This is a genomic window from Methylobacterium sp. P1-11 (assembly GCF_008329595.1).
Taxonomy (GTDB): domain Bacteria; phylum Pseudomonadota; class Alphaproteobacteria; order Rhizobiales; family Beijerinckiaceae; genus Methylobacterium.
This window is the reverse complement of the sequence record NZ_NPKS01000111.1, coordinates 1-718: the sequence shown is the minus strand read 5'-3', so window position 1 is coordinate 718 and position 718 is coordinate 1. Positions and strand designations below refer to the sequence as shown.

Below are 718 nucleotides of genomic sequence, written 5' to 3'. Positions count from 1 at the left end.
CCGGCCTCGACTGGGTCCACAAGGAGAAGGGCGGCGACAGCTTCTACTTCATCGGCTCCGACTACATCTGGCCGCGCACCTCCAACAAGATCGCCCGCAAGCACGTGGAGAACGTGCTCAAGGGCAAGGTCGTCGGCGAGGAGTATTTCCCGCTCGGCCACACCCAGTTCAACTCGGTCATCAACAAGATCAAGCTCACCAAGCCGAAGGTGATCTTCGCCACGATGGTCGGCGGCTCGAACGTGGCGTTCTACAAGCAGCTCAAGGCGGCCGGCATCGACCTGTCGAAGCAGGTGCTGATGACGATCTCGGTCACCGAGGACGAGATCGACGGCATCGGCGGCGAGAACATCGCCGGGGCCTATGCCTGCATGAAGTACTTCCAGTCGATCGACAACGAGAACAACAAGGCGTTCGTCGCGGCCTTCAAGAAGATGTGGGGCGAGAAGACCGTCATCGGCGACGTGACGCAGGCGGCCTATCTCGGCCCGTTCCTGTGGAAGATGGCCTGCGAGAAGGCCGGCTCGTTCGACGTCGACAAGGTGGTGGCGGCCTCGCCGGGCCTGGAATTCAAGGGCGCGCCGGAAGGCTACGTGAAGATCGACGAGAACCATCACCTCTGGTCGAAGACCCGGGTCGGCAAGGCCAAGACCGACGGCCAGTTCGAGATCGTCTACACCAGCCCCGAGCTGATCAAGCCCGACCCGTTCCCGAAGGG

The 718-nt window shown here is 62.3% G+C and carries 1 protein-coding gene; it reads left to right on the top strand.

Annotation, left to right across the window (positions count from 1 at the left end; translation table 11 throughout):
* Positions 1 to 718 (top strand): transporter substrate-binding protein (locus tag CIW48_RS32945; protein WP_149314521.1); only part of this gene is annotated, 718 nt, incomplete at both ends.